This window comes from Taibaiella chishuiensis, assembly GCF_003014535.1.
Taxonomy (GTDB): Bacteria; Bacteroidota; Bacteroidia; order Chitinophagales; family Chitinophagaceae; genus Taibaiella; species Taibaiella chishuiensis.
Map to the genome: position 1 here is coordinate 491,833 of NZ_PYGD01000002.1, position 21,189 is coordinate 513,021.

The 21,189-nt window shown below is 51.9% G+C and carries 17 protein-coding genes; 9 read left to right on the top strand and 8 right to left on the bottom strand.

Features of this window, described 5'->3' with window-relative positions:
- Positions 1–528 precede the first annotated feature (528 nt).
- Positions 529–2,004, bottom strand: a complete 1,476-nt coding sequence (locus B0I18_RS09590) for a T9SS type A sorting domain-containing protein (RefSeq protein WP_106522463.1) — start codon at positions 2,002–2,004, stop codon at positions 529–531.
- A gap of 475 nt (positions 2,005–2,479) precedes the next feature.
- Positions 2,480–2,911 carry a hypothetical protein gene (locus B0I18_RS09595; protein ID WP_106522464.1) on the bottom strand — a complete coding sequence of 144 codons (432 nt, stop codon included), beginning with the start codon at positions 2,909–2,911 and terminating at the stop codon, positions 2,480–2,482.
- Between the two features lie 339 nt (positions 2,912–3,250).
- Here B0I18_RS09595 and B0I18_RS09600 point away from each other — a divergent pair, with 339 nt between their 5' ends.
- The gene (locus B0I18_RS09600; RefSeq protein ID WP_106522465.1) at positions 3,251–4,066 is read left to right on the top strand and encodes an alpha/beta fold hydrolase; all 816 of its coding nucleotides are present in this window, start codon (positions 3,251–3,253) and stop codon (positions 4,064–4,066) included.
- Positions 4,067–4,190: 124 nt separating this feature from the next.
- Here B0I18_RS09600 and B0I18_RS09605 read toward each other — a convergent pair whose 3' ends face one another.
- The 4 genes from B0I18_RS09605 to B0I18_RS09620 all read right to left on the bottom strand — a co-directional run bounded on the left by B0I18_RS09605 (position 4,191) and on the right by B0I18_RS09620 (position 8,616).
- Positions 4,191–5,726: a T9SS type A sorting domain-containing protein gene (locus B0I18_RS09605; RefSeq protein ID WP_106522466.1), complete on the bottom strand. Its 1,536-nt coding sequence runs from the start codon at positions 5,724–5,726 to the stop codon at positions 4,191–4,193.
- A gap of 641 nt (positions 5,727–6,367) precedes the next feature.
- The gene (locus tag B0I18_RS09610; RefSeq protein WP_106522467.1) at positions 6,368–7,345 is read right to left on the bottom strand and encodes a T9SS type A sorting domain-containing protein; all 978 of its coding nucleotides are present in this window, start codon (positions 7,343–7,345) and stop codon (positions 6,368–6,370) included.
- 55 nt (positions 7,346–7,400) lie between these two features.
- A complete protein-coding gene (locus B0I18_RS09615; RefSeq protein WP_106522468.1) occupies positions 7,401–8,147 on the bottom strand; it encodes a hypothetical protein in 747 nt (248 codons plus the stop codon).
- Positions 8,148–8,295: 148 nt separating this feature from the next.
- A complete protein-coding gene (locus B0I18_RS09620) occupies positions 8,296–8,616 on the bottom strand; it encodes a hypothetical protein (protein WP_106522469.1) in 321 nt (106 codons plus the stop codon).
- 41 nt (positions 8,617–8,657) lie between these two features.
- On the opposite strand from B0I18_RS09620, the gene B0I18_RS09625 reads away from it, so the two are divergent.
- From B0I18_RS09625 to B0I18_RS09645, 5 genes are all read left to right on the top strand, one after another.
- Positions 8,658–10,070 (top strand): TolC family protein, encoded by a 1,413-nt coding sequence (locus B0I18_RS09625; RefSeq protein WP_219905953.1) that lies wholly within the window; start codon positions 8,658–8,660, stop codon positions 10,068–10,070.
- Between the two features lie 68 nt (positions 10,071–10,138).
- Positions 10,139–11,101 carry an HlyD family secretion protein gene (locus B0I18_RS09630; protein ID WP_106522470.1) on the top strand — a complete coding sequence of 321 codons (963 nt, stop codon included), beginning with the start codon at positions 10,139–10,141 and terminating at the stop codon, positions 11,099–11,101.
- Between the two features lie 7 nt (positions 11,102–11,108).
- On the top strand, positions 11,109–12,284 hold the full coding sequence (locus B0I18_RS09635; RefSeq protein WP_106522471.1) for an ABC transporter permease: 1,176 nt from the start codon (positions 11,109–11,111) through the stop codon (positions 12,282–12,284).
- A 169-nt stretch (positions 12,285–12,453) separates the two neighbouring features.
- Entirely contained in the window at positions 12,454–13,182 is a 729-nt protein-coding gene (locus B0I18_RS09640) for a CPBP family intramembrane glutamic endopeptidase (RefSeq protein WP_106522472.1), read from the top strand.
- Between the two features lie 56 nt (positions 13,183–13,238).
- On the top strand, positions 13,239–13,745 hold the full coding sequence (locus B0I18_RS09645; protein ID WP_106522473.1) for a DMP19 family protein: 507 nt from the start codon (positions 13,239–13,241) through the stop codon (positions 13,743–13,745).
- Positions 13,746–13,831: 86 nt separating this feature from the next.
- On the opposite strand, the gene tyrS is transcribed toward B0I18_RS09645, so the two are convergent.
- Complete coding sequence (tyrS, locus tag B0I18_RS09650; protein ID WP_106522474.1) at positions 13,832–15,046, bottom strand: tyrosine--tRNA ligase; 1,215 nt, start codon at positions 15,044–15,046, stop codon at positions 13,832–13,834.
- Positions 15,047–15,389: 343 nt separating this feature from the next.
- Between tyrS and B0I18_RS09655 the strand changes: the two genes are divergently transcribed.
- The 3 genes from B0I18_RS09655 (at position 15,390) to B0I18_RS09665 (ending at position 19,589) form a co-directional block, all read left to right on the top strand.
- Entirely contained in the window at positions 15,390–16,175 is a 786-nt protein-coding gene (locus B0I18_RS09655) for a helix-turn-helix domain-containing protein (RefSeq protein WP_106522475.1), read from the top strand.
- 73 nt (positions 16,176–16,248) lie between these two features.
- Positions 16,249–16,803: a dihydrofolate reductase family protein gene (locus B0I18_RS09660; protein ID WP_181358409.1), complete on the top strand. Its 555-nt coding sequence runs from the start codon at positions 16,249–16,251 to the stop codon at positions 16,801–16,803.
- A 191-nt stretch (positions 16,804–16,994) separates the two neighbouring features.
- Complete coding sequence (locus B0I18_RS09665; RefSeq protein ID WP_106522477.1) at positions 16,995–19,589, top strand: T9SS type B sorting domain-containing protein; 2,595 nt, start codon at positions 16,995–16,997, stop codon at positions 19,587–19,589.
- Between the two features lie 22 nt (positions 19,590–19,611).
- On the opposite strand, the gene B0I18_RS09670 is transcribed toward B0I18_RS09665, so the two are convergent.
- On the bottom strand, positions 19,612–21,114 hold the full coding sequence (locus tag B0I18_RS09670; protein WP_106522478.1) for an aminotransferase-like domain-containing protein: 1,503 nt from the start codon (positions 21,112–21,114) through the stop codon (positions 19,612–19,614).
- Between the last annotated feature and the right edge of the window lie 75 nt (positions 21,115–21,189).

Genomic DNA, 21,189 nt, shown 5'->3' on the forward strand with positions numbered 1-21,189 from the left:
AAGGGTTTAGGGTCTGCGGCGCATAAGGGATGTGGTGTAGCTGTTGCACTTCTTCCGCTTGCTCCGCGACACCTGTCATAAGGCAATAACTGTTCCACTTATTATCAAACGGTTAAGTTCAATGCGCAGAATCGTTATCTTAAAAAGTCTGGTGATGGCTTAGCAGGAGCGCAGATAAATTAGCTTGTTTAACAGCCTGACAAGTATGACATCGCTGCATAAAAACACGGAACACTTTGTGACTTGAATAAAATATGTCTTTAATATTTGCCTGACAAAATGTTCTTTAGTGTTGAATACCAGTGATTAACGGGGGTGCTTTCGTGGGGGGTATTTATGAATTATGTTCACTTGGTGGTGACTTATGTCAAGGCTTTTCGCTTTGTTTTTCTTTCTTAAGCCGGAGTGAACTCACCATTTGGTGATATATGTCAGTATGTCTCTGGCATGGGGGCTTCCCGGGTTCGTATTAAAAAAGCCCGTCCTGCAGGGACGGGCTTATACTTTGCTTTACTCGGGTGGTTAGTCCTATCTTTTGATCAGTTTATGTTGCAGGTTCAGCGATCCGCCCCGGATAGTTAACAGGTAAAGACCTGGAGGCAATGCTTTGGCTGCGAGCTCGAATCTGTTGCGGCCGGTATGTAACTGCCTGGTCGTTTCGCTTATCTTTTTACCGGAAGCATTGTACAGCGTTACCTGTGTGGATACCGCGGCCGGAGCATCCAGGCTTATGGCCCAGTTGTCGTCGGTGGGATTGGGAGTAGCGGTAACCGATGGCCCGTTTAGGAGCAGGGAGGCAGGCTCGTCGCCAGGCAGTATCCTGTTGTCGTTATCAGGAGTTCCGATCTGCATGGTCCTGTCCGGTATTGCCGCCGCATTTTGTGGCGACTGGGTTACGCCATTGGCCAGCGAAATGGTCACGGTAGCCATGTTGGCTAATTGATCATCCTCGCACATGGTACCCATTGCGATGTTGTAAACGCCGGGTGCGGGAAAGGTATAGGTGAAAGGCGTACCGGTGCCTATTGGCATACTGAAATCAATCAGGCCGGGTGCGGGTACCGCATACCATTTGTAGCCGGTAGGGAAAGTAGGGCTGTTGGCATTAAAGGTAAAGGTAAGCGGGTCGGTATTCGAGGTCGTATAGTTAAAGCTCGGGTCGGACAGCGTTTTACAGCGCGATTCTACACTATAGGTCACGCTTAGCTCCGGCCACATGGCTGGGTTGTTATGGTCGCTCGTTGCATAAAACTGCGATCTGTAGGCGGTCTCGTCATCGATCAGCAGCATAAACCCGTTATTGGCATAGGTGGATGGCGGTACCCAGGTTGTGCCGTTGAAGTAGCCGGAAGCATCCCTGATGATCCTGCCTACCATGGCGGTCACATTAAAGGACTGGGTAAAGTTGTAGCGGCTGGTGGTCGGGGGTATCGGTACTGCCGCAATATTGGGATCCATAACCAGGCCCAGGGAGTTAACCCAGGTAATATTGTCCTCGCGCCATGCATTGGCGCTGCCTGCGGCTACTTTATACAGTTTGCCCCTGTTATCGCCGGGGTAGGGGCTGCCGGGATAAGTGCTGTTGCCGAAGCTGCCCATAAGGTCTGCGGCATTAACGCCATGCAGTTTCAGTATTGCCGAGGTAATGGTGATGCTATGGGTGGTCACAGGATGTGCAGCCAGCAGGCTCAGTTGCGGGAAGCGGATAAAAAAACGCGTTGTACCGGTGGGGCAACCGGCGGCGGCCCAGGTCCAGGCCATAAAGCTGCCTACTTTGTCATTGCCGAAGTTCTGGTAGGCGGGCGATACCGTTTGTCCCGTGGGTATACAGTAGTTGGGGCCGTTGTGCAGCTCCCATACGCTGGCGTCCTGGCCTATGTAGCGGTTGTGCTTATAGGTTACCGTATTGGTAAAGTTGGCGGGCTGGGCATAAGCGCCGGCGCTCCCGAGCGCCAATAGGGCTGCTATAGCGGAGCAACGGGCTAAGGTGGATGTGGTGTTCATATGTGTTGGTTTGTTGATGAGGATGAAATTGGTTGGTGCAAAGGCGGTCGCGCCTGTTGTGATACCCGGCTATAAAGGTGTTTTAACGGGTTGTTTATAAAATTAGCGTAAATAAAATGTATAATTACTGCCTGTTCATAGTCGTGTTATCCAGGTTCATAAGTGTGCAGGATAGGTGCCGGCCTGCGTCGTCGGCTGATACTTTAATCCCGGGAAATGAAAAGAATGAGGTGTTTAAAAGGACGGTTTAGCCTGGCTTATTAATGTGCAGGTGTTTTTTATACCCTCGGGAGAACGATGGAGGCGAGCCGCTTAAGTTAGCCGGGCTAAGAGCCGGGCGGTATAACACCATCGCTGGACAAGCGGATCTGTAATTTTTTTTTGTAGTGCAGGTGGCTCTGCTACGCGATTAAGAAAGCTCCGGATACAACGAAGCCCGCTTTAAAAGCGGGCTTCCGGATGCTGTTGCAAATGGTTAGTAGATCAGTACCGATGCGCCGCCCGGGGTGGTCGGATCATCTGTCCATACGCCTTGTACGGTGCCGCATTTCGCCTTTTGGGCAAATGTCGTTTTACCCATACACTCATTGCTCATATAGTCGGACCAGCTGCCGGCGAGACCAAACACTTTGATCGATGAGAAATAGTCGCCCATTACGGGAGGCAGGTTGCCGAATACCCAATTTACCTGGGCATAGGGTCCACCAGGGTGCATACTCAGGTTAAGCGAAGACATCGACGGGATCGTGTAGGTGGAGGAAAAATACAGCCAGTTGTCGCAGGGCTCATCATCACCATAGATAATTACTTCTACTGCATCGCAGCTGTTGTTCGTGATCTTGATGTTTTGTGCGTTCACATAACCTGCTGCGAAAAGCCCGAGGCCCAGTGCTAAAAGTTTTTTCATAAGAAGAGATTTGGTTTTGGTTAAAGATCAAACATAATTATATTTTAGTACATATCCTGTAAGGACTATTACATAACATATATAGGTATTTATGCTGGCCTGTAAGTCTTTCCTGGTAAGGGCCGGGGCCTTGCAGGCGGCTCGGTACAACCTAACGGTGTAATATTAAAACCGGTAGGCGGTTCCCCGTTATACGTTATAAACTGGTTAAATTGTCGCCTGCAGGTATGGAGACTGTAGGGCGAACCTGTCAGGTTTGCCCCTTTAATTGACCCTGCTGCCCCGCTGTATCAACAGGCTTGCGCTTACCTTTACAGCAAACAAACACGACGGTTAAATATGATTTCTTCCGGAATACAGCAGCAGCAACCCTATTGTGGGTATGCAACCGTAAATGGGATATCCATGTATTATGAACGGTACGGCGATACCGGTGGTATACCCCTTGTATTCATACATGGCGGGGGCTCTACTATTCCTTCCAATTGGTCTGATTTACTACCCCTGTTTACCCCGCATTACCCGGTAATTGCCATGGAACTGCAGGCGCATGGCCGCAGCGGCGACCGCGACGCACCGGAATCCTTTGCGCAGGATGCCGCAGATGTATTGGCCTTGCTGGATCATCTTGCTATAGACAAGGCCATCTTTATTGGCTTTAGCGATGGCGCCTGTACCACGCTGGAGCTTGCTATACATCATCCCGCCCGGGTAGATAAGATTGTCGTGATCTCGGGTAATTATAAGAGAACGGGTATGGTACCGGGTTTTTTCGAAGAACTGGAGCAGGTCTCTTTTGCCGGTATGCCGCAGGTTTTGAAAGAGGCCTACCTGCAGGTCAATCCCAGCGAGGAGGGCCTGTTGAATATGTTCCATAAAGATAAGGCAAGACGCCTGGCCTTTAGCGATTGGACCGATGAAAACCTGGTATCCATCTCCGCTCCGGCCTTGCTGATTGTCGGCGACCGCGATGTGATTACCGTGGCGCACATGCATGCCATGGCAGGTCTTATCCCGGGAGGGCGTCTCGCTGTTCTTCCCGGTACACATGGCTCGTTTATAGGCGAAGCTTTAACGAAAGTGCCGCATAGCCCTATGTCACAAATAACTGCCGGTATAATCCGCGCGTTTATAGATACCGTTTATGACGGTTGATCCGGCAGGCTATCTGGGATTACAGGGGCGGCTGTTACAAAGTGACGTGGTACAGTAGTCCTTTAAACAAAAGCGGACCGGCTGTATAGCCGGTCCGCAGGTTTTTCTGCAGGAGAGAGAACAATCATTGTTTCTGAACCTTAATGGTCTGTGTCTGCAGGGCATCGGTATATTTGAGCAGGTAAATGCCGTTTGCCAGCGAGCTCACGTCTATCGTGGTATGGTCGTCGCTGAGCTGCATGCTCCGGCACACTTTACCGCTAAGGTCGGTGATCTGTATCATGGCCATAGGGGCTTTTCCCGGGATCTGGATATTCAGCCTGTCATGAACGGGGTTGGGCGTTGCGATCAGGCTGAAGGCGGTAGTGCCTGTAGCCAGGCTTATCGTATTCGAATAGCTGGAACGGTTGTCGTAATCGGTTTGTTTAAGCCGGTAATACAACCTGCCCGTTGCGGCTGCGGGATCGGTAAAGCCGTAGGCCTGTTCGGTATTGCTGTTGCCTTTTGTACCCAGGCTGGGTACAAAGCCTGCATAAGCGAAATTTTTACCGTCTGTAGAGCGCTGTATCTCGAAGCCCTTATTGTTGCGCTCGTTATAGGTACTCCAGCTCAGCTGTGCCTGGTTACCGCTGCTTATTTTACCGCTTAAGGCGCTCATCTTGACCTCAAGCGGTACGCCGGTAACGGATAAGGTGAAATTGCCAAAGCCTGTCGCATTCCCGTAGCCGCCCAGCAGCACGTAATACTCTATACCTGCAACCGCATCAAAAGTAACCATCGATGATGAGGAGAAGCCGCCACCGCAGCCTGTACTTTCATCGTTGTATCCCTCGCAGCTGGTAAAAGCGCCGCAGGATCCGGAGTATACCCTTAGATACGTATCGAAGGCTGACCCACACGAGGCTACCGTCAGTTCGCCTGTTACCGCGGGGCTTAGTTTATACCAAAGCCCTTTTGTAATACCGACGGAGGAAGAGCCGCAGAATACCAGGTTGCTGACGACGTCGTTCGTGGCGGAGTTGGTGCTGCCGGTTATAGGGGTAGTACCGAATATCGGTAAGGCCCCGCTGCAGAGGTCATTTACCGGAGGGGGGGGCGGTGGGAGGGTCGCGGTCAGGCACACACCGAAATTGATATTGTTATTGGTCAGGGTGTTACCCGATGGGTCCAAACTTAATGATTTCCAGATTTGCACGTAATACGTGTTTCCCGGTATAAGACCGTTTACCGTTATTGTTGCGGGGTCCGATAGTACCCCGCTCACACCGCCATCGCAACCAATTTCGCTGAGGGCGCTACAATTGCCGGAGTAGACAGTAAGCCCATACAGGGATAGATAATTCGCCAGGGGATTCGTATTGGTCAAATTCTGGATCGAAACGGTATAGTCGGGGGCAGTGGCAACGAAGCGGTACCATACGTCTCGTTCGACATTCACCTGATCCTCGCAAGATGGAAAAGTACTGGAGGGTGTAGCGCCCACAGAGGTACCGCTCACCAGTGTACAGGGGGTGCCTATACCCCCCGGAGTAATAAGCGTGGCGCCGCTACAGTTGTCGTTAGCGGGTTGTGCCGCAGCGATGCCCGCCGAGGCCACGGCAAGGGAGACCAGGAAAAGCTTCAGGCTGCTGCATGCTTTTTGATAGAAATTTAACTGCATAAACGAAAGATTAAAAGGTGAGTAAAGGATGCATGCTTTAGGGGGGACATTTTTTATGCTAAATGTATTTGTTTTGAGGTCTATATAAAAGCGTTAAATATTGCAATTAACCTTTGTTGTATGTGTATTGCTGGAATCGGGACGTTGTTGGTGAATTGTTGCAGCAGGAGGTTATTGATGTGTAGTTTTTTATCATCTAAAAGTTGCTGTTTTTGTGCATCATTGCCGGTTAGCTCGTGTAAGCTCGAACGATGATAAAGTAACAGTCGTCCGTTTGACGCATAGGGTTAATTAATGCTAATCAATGCCTGTTATGGGCTTTAGCCTGTAGCGGCGACAGTGATCCTCCATAGAAGGGAGCCGGCTATTCCTTCGCGAAGCTTGTGGGATTGCCGGGTAATAAGGGGAGCGTGGTCGCGGAAGGGTGTTATGGTCAGGAACCGGAAAGGAATAGTTGTAGCAGTGCAGCGGCAAGTATTGTCTATATGAAAAGCGAAAGTTATGCCAGCTGTGAAAGGCCCTAAGTCCCTGTGGCTATGATAGGCGCTAAGTCCGTTGGCTGGGCTTTCATAAAAAAGCCGTAACCCGTTTGTCGCGATGAACAAGGGTTACGGCTGGTAAAGGTCGGTAAAGACAGGTGATTACTGTTTTACGATCCTGATGTATTGTTGTTCCGGGCCGTTCTGTACCTGCAACAGGTAACTGCCTGCTGCAAGGCCCTGCAGGTCCAGCGTGCTTGCCAGGTTTGTTGCCCGGTATGTCCTAATCATTTTGCCGGTTATATCCAGCAGGCTGATAGTAGCATAACCGCCGGGTAATTGGTACAGGCTTACTGTAACCGATGTACCGGCTGGGTTAGGATAAACTTGCACCTGCTGTTGCGGGTTGCAGGCATGCTCCGAGATAACGGTGGTGCTATAAACCACGGCATGGCCGGGCTCGCTGATGCCCAGCCTGTAAATGTTACGGCCCGGTTGGGGGGCAGCATCGGTAAGCGAAAACTGGCTGCCGGTTTGTGCTACTGTTCCGGCTAAGACCGTAAAGGTCCTGCCATCTGTACTGCGTTCGATATGGAAATCGCCGGCCCGGGCCTCCTCTGCCTGCCAGCTTAGCCTTATGCCACAAGCGGCAGCGGGCGTTGCTTTTAAGTCATAATAACGGATGGCCAGCGCGGTCGCCGGGCTGGCTGTTACCCGGCCCAGCAGGGTATTACTGAACCCTGTACTGTTTACATAGTAACTACCTGCAGCGCCTGTGCTGCCGGCCTGCGTTACAAAGCTGCCGGCAGGCGTGGCGTAGGCTACCGACAGGTTGCTTTCGGTATTGCCGTTCAGTTCCGATGCCTGGTAGCGGATACCCATGGCTCCCGAAAAGGTAAGGGAGGGTGAAATGTTATACACCCGGGCGATGCTGGCATTGCCGGCAATCGTAACCGCTGTGCCCGATAGCCGGATGGTATCGTTCTGTATGGCCAGGTCTGCCGTGGGTATAAGCACAAGGCCCATGCAGTTGAACGCAGTGCCGGCTTTCACAGTAAGACCATTGACCCCGGTCGTAAGCTGAGCCCTTGCTATAGCAGCACAGCCCACTAAACCGTATAAAAGTAAGAATCGCTTCATGATTATGGTTTGCTTGGTTAGGTGTAAGATAAAGGATAATAGGTAGCACCGAGGGCTAGTATCCTTTTAACATAACGGTCAGCAATATATTCGGATTCTGGTTGGTTTGGGTAAACCGGTAAGAAAGTATATCTCCAGCGGCGACAGTAACGGTGCTGTTATTTTCTGCGACTGCCGTTGCGCCCAGTGATCCGGGAGCTACGATATCCAGGTTCATACCGGTGGCCACGCCGTTTTTGTATAAGGTAATATTGATCGTATTGGGGTTACCACTCGCCGGACTGTTGGGGACTACGCGCGTAGCAACACGCAGGCGGGTAAAGGTTGTTGCAGTGGGTACCACATAAGCGACCGATTGCCGGGTGCCTTGTGCCGCTTCTACAGGGTCTAAGGAAGGGTTGATGCTTGAGGCATTGGTCTGGAGGGGTACCGGGCTAAAGAAGTAGGGGCCTACCCGCGGCGAGTTTTGGTCGAAGGGGGTAATGGCCGGCGTGATAATGGTTACGGAGTCTCGTACTACACCCGGGGAAGCCGGTGTTACCGCTGTCCAGGCACTGCCGTTATAAACGTAGAAGCCCGGTGTATTGTCGGTCTGGTAGATCAGCAGGCCGGTAGCGGGTGTGGCCGGTCTGCTGGCCATAGCCATACGGGGTATCAGTATGCCTTTACCGGTGGCGGTAATGTCCAGCATGGCGGAGGGATCGGGTGTCGTGGTGCCCAGACCGGCCTGGGCATGTACGTGTTTCGTGCCCAGCACTAATGCCGAGGACAACAGCAGCGTAGCTGCAATGTAACTTTTCATAAGATTTTTTGGTTGTAGGGGCCCAAAATAGTTGTTCGTCTTAAGAAAGTTGCATTTAATTTATATGCATGGAATTTACCGGTATGTGTTGTGCCCATAGCCCGGAAAAACAAGCGGAGCAGGCCTTTTGGAGTAAGGTAGGGTAAATTCAGTGGTGTAATATATGGTTAGGGAAAAGGTAAACGGGAGGCTTGTTGCCCGGGACAAGTGCTTCCGGTATACATCCATTTATCCATCTTGTTACCCTTGCATGGTCTACACATTCTTCTTTATGGCCGGGGGCAGCAGGAGGCACGGTTTTCATAAATACCAGGAAGCCCGGGGCAAAAAATGCCACTGAATTATTATATCTTTCTTTGTTCCGGTAACTGCTATATGCGCTGTAATGTCCCGGGTTGTTCACGATGTAGTGCTTATATGATCCTGTTATTTTGAAATAAACAATATTCATTTTCTTTATTTTTTGCATATTTTTACCCCAGGAATCACCGGAAATCAACAAAAGAAATTATGGTGCTGAAACCAGTAAACTCCCGTCCATTGATGCGGCATATGGCCATGCTGCTCCTTTTGCTCCCTTATTACCGCACAGGCGCCCAGCAGCTGATACCCCCGCAATTAAAAGACCCCGTACAACAGGCGATCCGTACCGACTACGGGTTGATGAACCAGTCGCTGGAAGCGGCCAAGACCCAAACCATGGCCGAAGGCGTTAAGGCAAAACTGCTGCCCGAGGTATCGGCGATCGGCGGTTACAGTTACTTTTATGGCAATGGTACTATCGATATCCCTTCCGTCACTTTGCCGATAACGGGTATCGAACTCTTTAAAGGCAGCCGGCAGTTCAGTACCTATGGCAATATAGCCACGGTAGGGCTGCATGCCACACAGGTGATCTTTAGCGGTCTGCAGATCACCAACGGCGAAAAAGCACTGGAACAAAAAGCAAAGGCACAACAACTGATGGCCGAGGCCTCGGCGGAGACCGTTGCTAAAGAGGTGCTCAGTACCTTCGACCAGGTAATGTTGCTGCAGGAAGCGGATAAACTGATTGCCGATTCGGAAACCCGGCTGGAAAAGGAACAGCTACGCGTTACGGATGGCATTCATAACGGCCTGGCCATTCCCTACGACAGGGATAAGATTACCCTGGCCATGCTCGAACTGAAAGCGAAAAAGACCGAAGTAGCCGGCAACCGCAAGGTGCTGCTGCAGAAGCTGGCGCAACTCACCCATATGCCGGTAGAAACCCTGGCCGCCATCCGTTATCCACTGGAACGCATGCAGCTTGCGGGCGATCGCAAACCCGATGTGGAGCAACGTAAGGAACTGCAGGCCCTGAAGCTGTCGGGGCAAGCCTATGACTTCCTGTTGCGCAAAGAAAAGGGTGCGGCATTACCACAACTCTTCGCCTTTGGCTCTGTATCTTATTTCAACCTTTTCCGGGCAGGCGTTACGGCAAAAGATGTGGGCATACTCGGCGATGTACACCTGAAGCTGAACCAGATGGCCCTGATGCCTAATGTACTGGTCGGTGTCGGCGCCAAGTGGAATATCTATTCCGGCGGACATATCCGGCACAAGGCACAGGAAGTAAAATACGACATCGCCATCAATAACAATAAAATACAGGACACCCGCGAAAAGCTGAACCTGCTGCTGCAAAAGAATACCACCGACTATGAAACGGCCGGCGAACTTATAGCCGTAGGCAGCCAGCAGTTGAAGATTGCACAAAACAATATGCACATGGCAGGCAAACAGTTTGAAGAAGGACTGATCGATGTTACAGAAAGACTCGAAGCGGAGAACGACCTGTTTAAGGCTTCGCTGAATTATTATATGCAGGTGGTACAGCAGCGTAGGACGGCCCTGGAGATCCTGCATACCTCCGGTACACTGCTCGATGAAATCCGAAAATAAACATGTCCCCGGTGCATGGCGTGTCGGCGCAGGGATACACCCGATCTTAAACGAATACTGCAATATACATGAAGCAACAAACGATCTTAGCAATGGCGCTCCTGCTCGCGGCCTGTCACGGTAAAAAGGACAGCGGCCTGGTGCTGGAAGGCAGGGTGGAACGCGAACAGCTATCGGTGGTAAGCAAACTGCCCGGTAAGATAGCGGAGCTGCGCGTGGCTGAAGGCGATGAAGCCAGGGCCGGCGATACCCTGGTGGTGCTGGAGCTGCCCGAAGTCGATGCCCGTAAAACGCAGGCCCGTGGCGCCTATACCTCTGCGCAGGCCCAATACGATATGGCCCGCAAAGGCGCTACGGCTAATCAATTGGTGCAGCTGAAAGCGAAAGTAGCCGGTCTTAAGGAACAGCTCGACTTTGCCGAAAAATCGGCGGGGCGGCTGAAGCGCCTGCTTGCCGACAGCCTGGTATCACAGCAGAAGTACGACGAGGTATATGCAAAATACCAGGGCGCCCGGAATCAGTATATAGCCGCGGTAGCCGAACTGGATGATGCCGGTAACGGCGCCAGGGCAGAGCAGCAGCAAATGGCCCTGGGCCAGCAGGAGCGTGCCCTGGGGGCTATCGACGAAGTTAATGTAGCCGAACAGGAAAAATACATCAGGGCGCCACAGGCCATGTCGGTAGAGACGATCACCCTGAAGCAGGGCGAACTGGCGCTTCCCGGTTATACCCTGGTATCCGGTTTCCTGAAGCAAACCACTTATTTCCGGTTTACGCTGCCCGAGGCCCGTTTGGCTGCCGTTCAAAAGGGCAAAGAGGTCAAGGTGTATATTCCCTACCTGAAGAAAAGCATTGCCGGGAAAGTAACCTGGATCAAGGCCCTGAGCGCTTATGCCAATATCACTTCGGCGTATCCCGATTACGAACAGGGACAAACCCTTTATGAAATCAAGGTAACGCCGCTGCAGGCAGCCGATGCCGACGGATTGATCATCAAGAGCGCTGTGCAGCTCGATCTCGCCACCAAGTAATTTATCCATGAAGCTATTTTTTGAATTGATCGGGAGGGAGTTTCGTTTATTCTTTGCCAATAAAGTGCTCCTGGTGCTGTTTTGCGGCGCACCGGTACTGTATGGCGTACTGATCGGTAACGTGTATAAAAAAGGTAAAGTAACCGACCTGAATGTTGTCGTGGTCGACCAGGACCGCTCCGTGATGAGCCGCAAGCTGATCCAGATGATCGACGAAAGCGAAGTGACCAATGTTGTACGTATACTGGACAATACCACGCAATCCCGGGCCACGGCCTTATCGCTCGATGCGCCCTGTGTGGTGGTGATCCCGCCACGGTTCGAAGCCAATATCCTGCTGAAACGTTACCCCGAATTGACCGTATTTATAGATGCCTCGAATACGCTTACCGCCAACTTTGCGGGCACCTCGGTTAATGTGGCGGCCGCAACCCTGAAAGCCGGTATCCAGATCGAAGCGCTCAAAAAGCAGGGTATGCCCGAAAGTATTGCCCAGACGCAGTACGAGCCCTTTAAGACTACATTGATCAAAGAGCATATACGCAGTAATAACTATCTCTACTTTATGTTGCCGGGTGTGTTGCTCACCGTATTGCAGCAGGTATTGCTGCTCGGCCTGGCCCTTTCTTTCTCTTCTGAATTCGAATCGGGTTCCTTTGCCGACCTGGTGCGTAAAATGCCCAATCCCTTATTGTTGCTGCTGGTCAAGATCTTCCCTTACCTGGTTATGTCCCTGGGTATTTTTGCCCTGTATTATGGTTTTGGATGGTGGTACCGCATGCCGCTGCATGCCGCGTTGCTGCCCTTTTTGCTGGGTAGTGTACTGTTCCTGTTCGCTGTCTGTTTCCTGGGTGTATTGGGGAGTATCTGTTTTCCTACACAGCTTAAAGCTACCGAAGTGCTTATGGTGGTGGCCACGCCCAGCTTTATCCTGAGTGGCTTTACCTGGCCGCTGAGCCAGATGCCTTTATGGGTGCAGCGTATCGCCGATGTTATTCCCCTTACACATTATCTGAAAATATTCCGGATCCTGTTTATTGAGCAGGGTGGTTTTTCCCGGATAGGGCCGCCGCTTTGGGCCCTGGCCATTATGATGGTAGTCTTCTTTGTGCTGAGCCTGGTGGCCTTAAGCGTCAAGATAAAACGTTACCGCAAGCTGTCCCTGCCGGCCCCCAAGGCCTGAGGTGTATCTATAACTTGGCGAAAGTCTCCCGCTTATCTCTGCCTGTTGATATTATCTGCTTGTTGTTCCGCTTATTAAAGTAAATCCTTTATTTTTAACCGCTTCGCAACGCAGCCCTTACGAAGCGGTTCAACCCATACCCTTTATAAAGCGATTACAGCACGAGTATATGTCCTTAGCCGTACAGATCAGATCAACCAACTGGCGTAACCTATTTTTCTTTTACGGGACAGTGCTGGCAGGTACTTACCTGGCCAGGAAGCTGCCGAACCTGTTAAACCTGCTCCTGGCACAGTTTACGGATATTCCCTTTTCGTTCAATTATAATCATGGTATTGCTGTCCTGTTATTGTCGTTGTTGTTTTACCGTTTCAGTCGTACAAGGCGTACGGTCAGCCTGCTGGGTACGGATAAGCGCAGGAGTCTTTTGTTCCCTTTAGTACTGTTGGTTTGTTATACGGCGTATGGTATCGATAATAGTTACGGGATAAACCGGCATGTATGGGCGCCTTTGCTTTGTTGCCTGGCGCTGGGTTATAACATCATGGAAGAGTTTGCCTGGCGCGGCTACCTGGCCGATAGCCTGGGTCCTTTGCCCTATTGGCTTAAAAGTATAGTGTCGGGCCTGTTGTGGGGTTGCTGGCATCTTTTGGTCTTTAATAATTTTGATCCCTACGGCGGCTTTCCCATCTTCCTGCTTTTTTGTGTGGTATTTTCTTTTATCCTCAACTTCGCCGTACAGCGCACCCGCTCGTTATGGGTAGCCGCTTGCGTACATGCTTTTATCCTCCAGACCAATATCGCTGCCCTGGTTTGCCTGGCCCTGTTTGGCGTTTTGTTGCTTACCTGGAATATGGGTTCGAAAAGCGCCCCTGGTATCGTAAAACAGGACAGATAAGATTTCCCCATTTTCCTTTACTTTACAAAAGTATCAACACCTATTCCTAAAAAACTATGGCATTTTTACCGACCATATCCAGGGTTACACTGGAAGAAAACAAAGCAGACGATTGGGATTTTATCTATACCATACTCGACCCTTACCAGGAGGCGATCGACGAGGCGGAAGACGAAGAGGAGATCCTGGACCAGCTTACAGACGATCAACATGTATTACTGGTATACGACGCCTTATACGGACAGGTAACGAATGGCGGCTTCCTGCAATTGATCCATAATGGTTACGGGCAGTTTGTTTTCGGAACACCCTTTATCGAAGACTTACAGCGCTGGTCGCTGAACCGTACCGTGCAGCTGCTGCAACAAGCGGAGACCATTTATATGGAACACCGGGAATACCTCGAACAGGACCGCGACCTGGAGGAGTTTTCCGCTTTGTATAAAGCATTCACTGCTTTCGAGCCGTTGGATGATGCCTTCTACGGGATCATGGACGAAGAAACAAGTCTTTTCAGACAGTACATCGAAAAGCACCTGGACCAGTTTGCCCGGTTAGCATAGGCCAATAGGGACCGGCGGTCCGGTGTTATTTTTTATTACGTGCAACAATGCCCGGGCTACCAACTGTTCCCGGGCATCGTTGCGCTTTAGCTGATCTCGAAGTAATCCCTTTTGCCCAGCTTTATTTTTACCGGCAATAAGCTAAGGTCTACCGGTTGTTCCGGGTCGGTCACTTTCACATTATTTACGGTAACACTCGCCGCGCCGATCAGGCGGCGGAGCTGCGCTTTGCTCAGGTCGGGTTTGAGCGCCTTGCACAGGGTCACGAGGCCCGGCCTTTCGTTCAGCGCCAGGCTGTTACGCAATACCGGTTTATATTGTTTGTGCTCCGGGTTGCGCTGCTGGAACTGTTGTTCAAAAAAGCGTTGCGCAGCCAGCGCCGCTTCGGGGTTATGGTACAGTTGCACGATATGAAAGGCTACTTGTTTTTTTACCTGCATCGGGTTGAGGCCCTCTTCGAGCGCCTTTATCATAGCCTGCTTTTCGGTACTTGTAGCATGGGTAGCCAGGGTTATGTATTCGGGCAGCAGGGCGTCGGGTATCGACATCACCTTGCCGAACATGGCTTCCGGTGCGTCGGTCAGGCCTATGGTATTGCCTTCCGATTTGCTCATCTTGGCCGATCCGTCTATGCCGCGCAGTAAAGGCATACAGAGTACAGCCTGCCCGGCTTGCCCGGCAGCTTCCTGCATATGACGGCCCATCGAACAGTTGAATAACTGGTCGGTACCGCCCATTTCGATGTCGGCGTTTACCTGCAGCGAATCATGGCCCTGCAATAACGGGTAGATGAGCTCGTGCATCGTTATCGGGATGTTTTTCGAAAACCGGTTATGGAAGTCCGTACGTTGCAGGATCTGCGCCAGGGTTACCTGCGACAGCAGGCCTATAACTGCAGCCATATCCATAGGTTCCAGCCATTCGGAATTGAAGCGTATGTGGCATTTGTCCGTATCCAGGATCTTGCCCAACTGGCCGATGTAGGTTTGTGCATTAGCGGCTACCTGCGCTGCGCTAAGCGGTGGCCGCGATTTGTTTTTACCGGTAGGGTCGCCGATGCGCGCCGTAAAGTCGCCGATAATGATCACGATGGTATGGCCCAGGTCCTGGAACTGCCTGAGTTTCCGGAGCACGACCGCATGACCGAGATGGAGGTCCGGGGCAGTAGGGTCGAAGCCGAGTTTAATGACCAGCGGACGTTGTGCTGCCGCCGCAAGGCGCAGTTGCGTACCGATCGCGTTTTCGGGTAGCGTTTGTGCTACATTTTCCTGTAATACTGCCAGGGTATCCTGTAGGTGCATAAGGTTAAAATTTATGGGCGCGCCATGCGCCTGTTTTTTAAAAAAGATGGGTATGAAAAAGCCCGGGCTGCAGGGCCCGGGCTGTTATTTATAGAAGTATTTATAAGCTTCAATAAGCGTAATAGCAATCCCTGGCCGGTTGTACACCCGCATACATTGGATAGCTGAAATAGGATAACTGGAAAGCGTTACGCATAGGGGCGAAGGTAGGCATATGTTTTGAAAATGCAAATGAAAGCGGATAAAAACCGGCGATCGGGTAGCGCGGTGTATCGCTATAAACCCGGTTTATGCTTACCTTTAATGCTGTACCCTAACCCTGTGCATAAAGCCCGGTAACCGGATGAATACCTACAGACTATCGCCGCCTGCTGCCCTTGCCGCTTATGTAAGCGGTATACTGGTCATCGAACTGCATGCGGTAAACGACCCGTTTGTATTGCCGCTTTACGCCAACGGATCGCCTACGATCGTGTTCCAGACCGTTACCGGTTTTTGTTCGGGCGGCCGCACGGGCTATCTCTCCCTTTTCGGACAAACCGTAAAGCCGGCGCAACTCGCTCTATCCGGGCCATTTACCTTCATTGCCTATTTCATGCGTCCCCATACCCTGCAACCTTTGTTCGGTATAGGACCGGCAGCGTTGAGCGATACCTATGCCGACCTGGAATACGTGATGCCAGCAAAGACCCGCGGTCTTGTGGATCAGCTGCTGCATGCCCCCTCCCTTAACCGGCGCCTGGACTTCTTGAATGCTTTTGTGACTTCGCTGGTGCAGGATGCCGGTAGCCTTAACGCTGCGGCGCTTATGGCCGCAAGCTACTTCGATACGCATGTGCATGCCGCGGCACTGGCCGACCTGCAACAACTCATGAAGATATCCGAACGTTCGCTGCAACGCTTGTTTGAAAACCATATCGGGGTCTCACCCAAAATGTATAAACGGATTTGCCAGTTCGATAAGGCCTTTCAGCAATTGAACCGGAACGATTTCAGGATTCTGACCGATATCGCTTACGGGCATGATTTTGCCGATCAAAGCCACTACAACCGCGTGTTTCGCGAATTTACCGGTATTACGCCCCAGGAATATATCCGGCTCAGTAAACCTTTTAACCCCGAATTTTAAGGCCTGTCGGGTCTGTTCTATGTCGCTGTTTTATTTGCTCCTAGCTTTGTATGCAACAAATAAAACAAATACTATGAGACCAATTATCGTATCCGAATGGACGTCGCTGGACGGCGTATTTGATGCCGGCTCCATGGAGCAATGGTTTAATCCTTATCACAGCGAAAGCCGCGCAGCCTACCTGCAACAGGTCATCGATAACTGCAGTGCCATGTTGTATGGACGCACGACTTACGAAATGCTGTATCCCTACTGGTCGCAGTTGCGTAACAACGAAATGGGCGTAGCGGAGAAAATGAACAGCGTGCAGAAATTTGTAGTATCGGCTACCCTGCAAACAGCCGGCTGGTCAAACACTACGATTATCGAGGGGGACCTAATAACCCGGGTAGCCGCTTTAAAACAGCAGGATGGCGGTCCTATACTGGTGCAGGGTAGTGGCCGGCTGGTGCATACTTTACTGGAGGCCGGTTTGGTAGATGAACTGAAGTTATTGGTACAGCCGCATATTATGGGCGCAGGCGCTCGTTTGTGGGAAGGTGCCGGTACGCAAGGCCTGGAACTGAAGGCGGTGACGCAGCTGGACAAAGGCGTATTGGCGCTTAGCTATGCGCCAGCAGGGCTATAATTCCGGAGCGGATCATAAAGCCGGTACGATACACACCTGAAGCTACAATCCGGTAAAGCAGTTCAGTTTGGTTCGTTTTTATAATTGCAAAAATTATATATAGTGTATTAACTAATTGGTTTACAGAAATTAACAGATAAAAACCTGGTATTTGTGGGAGATAACCCCGTCTTTTTTACAAATGCTATGTTATGCAGACCAGGTTCAGTAGAAAAATTTTCGCCCTGCCGGTATTGGCATCTTTCCTGTATTGCTGTTTGTGTTTTGCACTAAGTACAACCTGTAGTGCGCAGTCCGACAGGGTATGGGTATTTGGCAGCCATGCCGGGATCGACTTTAACTCCGGCAGCCCGGTAGCGCTTTATACCGATATGGCCACCACGGAGAGTGCAGCTTCTGTGTGCGATGGTAACGGGGCTTTATTATTTTATACCGACGGGTATTATGTATGGGATAAGACCCATAACAGGATGCTGCACGGCGACAGCCTTATCCCATTCAAACTTAATAATACCAGCTCTTCCTTCAGTACGGCGCAGGGCGCATTGATCGTTCCCGTTTTGGGGTCGCCGTCCCGGTATTATATTTTTTCGCTCAGCTCGCAGGAGAACGGCGTTAATGCGGGTAAACTGTATTATAGCCTGGTGGATATGAAGCTCCAAAACGGGAAAGGCGATGTGGTCGTGGCCAACCGGGCCATCGCCCTGGACGCCGGGCTGACGGAAAAAATGACGGCCGTAGCCACAGCAGATTGCGCGATATGGCTCATTACCTGCAGCAGGGATGGCGGCTTCAGAAGTTATAAAATTACCGCCGCGGGTATAGCCACTACTCCCGTGGTTTCCGCTACCGGTATGGGGTTGCCGATCGGTAAGCTTTGTGCTGCACCGGGTGGCAGGCAACTAGCGGCAACCAACCTCGGCTCCCAGGCCGATGGTAATTATACCGGGGCGGCATTGTTTAATTTTGATCCGCTCAGCGGTATTGTATCCGGCCGGATCGATCTGCTGAATACCGAAGGGGCTTATGGGGTCTGCTTTTCGCCCGATGGCAGCAAGATTTATATCAATACCGCAGCCAGGAAGATCCTCCAGTATGAAACCACTAATACCACAGCAGCAGGCCGGTTGATCTGTACGACGGCCAGTTATACCAGCCTGGCGGCCGGCCCGGACAACAAGATCTATTTTCATGAATTGAATAATGGCACACTGGCGGCACTGGGCGTTATTACAAAACCAGACCTGCTTTCGCCGGCCTGCGACTTCCGGTCGGGAGCTTTGTCGCTGCTGCCGGGTACGGGCATGAGCCTGGGGCTTCCTAATGTAACGCCGCGATGGCTGACGGATACGGTGACCACCACGCGGGATACAGTGTTCCCGTGTTGGAAGGACAGCATGCAGTTGTTGTGTAATGCGGGGGAGCGCGAGGTGTACTGGAATACCGGCGCCACTACCCGTGCCATCACCATCGGGCAGGGGGGCACGTATACCGCCAGCTATCAAAAAGGTTGTACGTATTACCGCGAGGTCTTCAGGGTAAGTGCACCTACCGGCGCTGTGCTCCCGCTTGTAAGAACGCAGGGCTCCTGCAAGACGCCGGGGCGGGGCATGGCCTGGATCGAAAGACAAGGCCGGGCCGGTCTGTCCACAGTACAATGGTTTAGGGGGAATAACCTGCTTGCTACCGGCGATACGGTTCGCGGGCTTAGTCCCGGCGTTTATGGGCTATCGCTCCGTTTTGGCAATGCCTGCGATACCCTGCTCCCTGTTGCTATTCCTGATATGGGCGTTAATAACAACATCGTTTCGGATACCCTGGTCTGCCTGGCCGATACCCTGTTGGTGTCCGCCGGCATTACCGGGCCGGGTATACGGTTGAGCTGGTTGTTAAGCGACGGTGTACAGTATAACACGGCTTCCTTCCGGCACAGTTTTGCCGCCGCCGGGGAGGCCCGTGTGTTGCTGGTTTCAGAGCAGGGGCAGTGCCGCGATACGGTGATGCGTTATATCCGGGTCGATGCACCGGCCCGTATACTGGGCCTGGATAAAAGCAGGTCCACGGTATGTGCGGGAGCAGAAGTTGTGTTTACGCCCAACCTTGCGGCAGGCGATGGTATCAGCGGTTACCAATGGCGTATAGGCAGGGAAGAACTGCAAAGTGCAGATCCCGGGCCTCTTACCTATCGTGCCGGGGAAAGCGGAACGATAGCCGTTGTCTTTACGGTTACGGCCAGGGCCTGTCCGCCTGTTAGCCTGCGCGACTCGATCGTGGTGCATACCTTGCCTGTTGCCGACCTGGGCCCGGATACCGCAATCTGCCCCGGCCGGGAAGTATGGGTATGCGGCCTGGTTAGCGGTATTGCTGCAGGGCTGCGTTACGATTGGAGCAATGGTTTACACCTGCCGCGCATCGGCATATCTGCTCCGGGTAGTTACGAACTTAAGGTTACAGACAGCAACGGTTGCTCGGCTACCGATGCGATCGTAGTCGGTAACAATTGTCATATGGATATACCCAATGCCTTTACGCCCAATGGCGACCTGGTAAACGATTATTTCTTCCCCTTAAAGGATCTTTCGGGTGGTGTGGAATCGTTTGCCATGAAGATCTTTAACCGTTGGGGGCAATTGGTGTTTGCGGTAAACGGCACCGACGGCCCGGGCTGGGATGGTAAGTTTAAAAACCAGGAACAGCCGGCAGGTGTGTATGTATATATGATCGATGTAAAAATAAGGGAGCGTGTGCCGGAACAATTTACAGGCAATGTTACCCTCTTACGGTGATAGCGGCACTGTTTGGGTTGTGCTACGACCGGGTTCCTGCGCCCTTATGCAGGAGCGTTTTTAAAATGCGCACACTTTGCGTCAGCGCCGGTTTCGTAGAAGAGGCAAAGCCCAGCCGGACCGCGTTTTCGTTAAAGCCCGGATAACGGTGTATACTGCCATCAGACAGGTATAGCCCCTGTGCATAGGCCTTCTTCGCAAGCAATTCCAGGTTGGTGTTACGGGTAAACTTTGTCCACACGGTCATACCTCCTTCTGGAACCGAGAAGCTGACATGCCCGCCCAGCTCCTGTTGCAGCAGGTTACAAAAGTGATCCCGCCTTTCCTGGTAAATGGTTAATGCTTTGCGGGCATAACGCTGCAGGGTACCATCGTCCAGCAATGCCGCCATCGCGTTATCCAGGATATGGTCGCCCTGGCGGTCGAGCAATATGCGCACATTGGCCAGGTGGCGGATTACATTTTCCGGGGCTACCAGGTAGCCTGCCCGGAAGGCGGGCGAGAAGCTTTTGCTGAAAGAGCCGCAGTAAATCACCATGCCGTTTTCATCGGCGCTGGCCAAGGGTAGCAGCGGGCGGTGGCTGTAGTGAAAATCGAAATCATAGTCGTCCTCAAAAATGATAAAGCCGTAACGCTCCGCCAGGCGCAACAATTCCAGCCGCCGGTCGATACGCAGGGCTACGGTTGTCGGGTAATGATGGTGCGGGGTAACATAAACCATCCGCACCTTTTTCCTTTTACAGATCTGCTCCAGTGCCGTTACTGCCAGGCCCTGCGCATCAACGGGTATACCGATATGCCTGGCCCCGGCATGCACAAAATTATGTTCGGCGCGTTGCCAGCCCGGTATACCCGATACGACGATATCGCCGGGCCGGATCAGCGCATTGCAGACCAGGTTCAACCCCATCAGCGTACCCCGTACCGAAAGTATATTCCGTGTGCTGGTCTTTAAGCCGCGGGTTTCGCCCAGGTAGCGGGATAAAGCGCTTTTATACTGCTCGGGCCCATCCGGGAAACTATAGCCGCCAAATTTCCGGTACAGCCCGCTCCGGGTAAGCTGGTTGCGGTAAGCCCGGTAAATTTCTTTCAGCGGCGCCAGGCTGGGGTCCGGGTAACCGTCGTCCAGGTGAAGCGGCGCTTTGGGTATAAAATAGGGATTGGGTACATAAAACTGTTCGTCGATCGTAAACCCGGCTGTTTTTCGTGCCTGGCCTGTCGTAGGACCGTTCAGCTTTTTGGGTTCCGGCTCCGGTATATGGGCCGGTACAAAGGTGCCGCGCCCTACGAAACCTTCCAGCCAGCCTTGCAGCTGCAGCTCTTCATAAGCCCTGGACACGGTAAGCCTGTTGAGCGACAGTAGCGCCGCCACCGTCCTCGAGGAGGGCAATCGCTGGCCGGGTTTTAATTTACCTTGCCGGATCAGGGCCAGGATACGGTCAGACAGTTGCAGGTAAACGGGGCGTCCGGCGCCCGTATCTACTTTGATCCGGCTAAACAGGCCGTTTAAAATTGGACTATCCATTTTGTTAGAATTGGCCTATAAAGGTAAGCCAATTACCAGCTACTTTTGAATTGGAAAACCGCATAAATCAACGCA

Excerpts from the sequence above, each read along its gene's own strand:
- B0I18_RS09595 (WP_106522464.1), bottom strand. The coding sequence starts at position 2,911 with ATGAAAAAACTTTTAGCACTGGGCCTCGGGCTTTTCGCAGCAGGTTAT.
- B0I18_RS09630 (WP_106522470.1), top strand. The coding sequence starts at position 10,139 with ATGAAGCAACAAACGATCTTAGCAATGGCGCTCCTGCTCGCGGCCTGT.
- B0I18_RS09670 (WP_106522478.1), bottom strand. The coding sequence starts at position 21,114 with ATGGATAGTCCAATTTTAAACGGCCTGTTTAGCCGGATCAAAGTAGAT.
- B0I18_RS09610 (WP_106522467.1), bottom strand. The coding sequence starts at position 7,345 with ATGAAGCGATTCTTACTTTTATACGGTTTAGTGGGCTGTGCTGCTATA.
- B0I18_RS09605 (WP_106522466.1), bottom strand. The coding sequence starts at position 5,726 with ATGCAGTTAAATTTCTATCAAAAAGCATGCAGCAGCCTGAAGCTTTTC.
- B0I18_RS09625 (WP_219905953.1), top strand. The coding sequence starts at position 8,658 with ATGGTGCTGAAACCAGTAAACTCCCGTCCATTGATGCGGCATATGGCC.
- B0I18_RS09665 (WP_106522477.1), top strand. The coding sequence starts at position 16,995 with ATGCAGACCAGGTTCAGTAGAAAAATTTTCGCCCTGCCGGTATTGGCA.
- B0I18_RS09660 (WP_181358409.1), top strand. The coding sequence starts at position 16,249 with ATGAGACCAATTATCGTATCCGAATGGACGTCGCTGGACGGCGTATTT.
- B0I18_RS09600 (WP_106522465.1), top strand. The coding sequence starts at position 3,251 with ATGATTTCTTCCGGAATACAGCAGCAGCAACCCTATTGTGGGTATGCA.
- B0I18_RS09655 (WP_106522475.1), top strand. The coding sequence starts at position 15,390 with ATGAATACCTACAGACTATCGCCGCCTGCTGCCCTTGCCGCTTATGTA.
- B0I18_RS09615 (WP_106522468.1), bottom strand. The coding sequence starts at position 8,147 with ATGAAAAGTTACATTGCAGCTACGCTGCTGTTGTCCTCGGCATTAGTG.
- B0I18_RS09645 (WP_106522473.1), top strand. The coding sequence starts at position 13,239 with ATGGCATTTTTACCGACCATATCCAGGGTTACACTGGAAGAAAACAAA.
- B0I18_RS09620 (WP_106522469.1), bottom strand. The coding sequence starts at position 8,616 with ATGCAAAAAATAAAGAAAATGAATATTGTTTATTTCAAAATAACAGGA.
- B0I18_RS09635 (WP_106522471.1), top strand. The coding sequence starts at position 11,109 with ATGAAGCTATTTTTTGAATTGATCGGGAGGGAGTTTCGTTTATTCTTT.
- tyrS (WP_106522474.1), bottom strand. The coding sequence starts at position 15,046 with ATGCACCTACAGGATACCCTGGCAGTATTACAGGAAAATGTAGCACAA.
- B0I18_RS09590 (WP_106522463.1), bottom strand. The coding sequence starts at position 2,004 with ATGAACACCACATCCACCTTAGCCCGTTGCTCCGCTATAGCAGCCCTA.
- B0I18_RS09640 (WP_106522472.1), top strand. The coding sequence starts at position 12,454 with ATGTCCTTAGCCGTACAGATCAGATCAACCAACTGGCGTAACCTATTT.